The 539-nt window shown below is 73.0% G+C and carries 1 protein-coding gene; it reads right to left on the bottom strand.

The features are described from left to right. Nucleotides 1–2 precede the first annotated feature (2 nt). The coding region (locus tag AC1DWF_RS37965; RefSeq protein WP_476843563.1) for an Ldh family oxidoreductase at nt 3–539 on the bottom strand (537 nt) is incomplete at its 5' end.

The following is a 539-nucleotide window of genomic DNA, read 5'->3' on the forward strand; positions in this document are numbered from 1 at the left end:
CCTCAGCGCTGCCCCAGGGGGGCGGCGCCCGTCGCGCCGGCGAGACGGTCCAACTGCGCCATCAACTGCGGCGGCAGCGGCACGCCATGGGCGGCGCGGTCGCGCCTTCGGGCCGCGCGCATCTCGCCGGGCAGGCGGATACGCTCGACGCCAGGCAGGCGCGCCGAGGCGCGCAGATCCGCCAGGTGCCGCGCAACCTCGGCCTGGAACGCCGCCGGATCCAGGAAGCGCGCGACGTCGAGGGCAATGAGCACATGGCCGGTCTCTGTGACCGTCCGGTCGTCGGCGTTGAAGTCCACCACATCCCTGCCGAAGGCCGCACGGTTCAGCGGCCCTGCCAGCAGCCCGAGCATCAGCGCCAGCCCGCTGCCCTTGTAGCCRCCGATCGGCAGCAGGATGCCCTCGGCGCTGCGCCTGGGGTCGGTGAGCGGCTCGCCGGTCTTCGCGTCGATCATCCAGCCCTCCGGCATCGGCGTGCCGAGCAGCGCATGCCCCTTCACCGTGCCGTAGGAGACGACGGTCGTCGCCATGTCGAAGAC

It is taken from the genome of Aminobacter sp. P4_D5 (genome assembly GCF_056401815.1).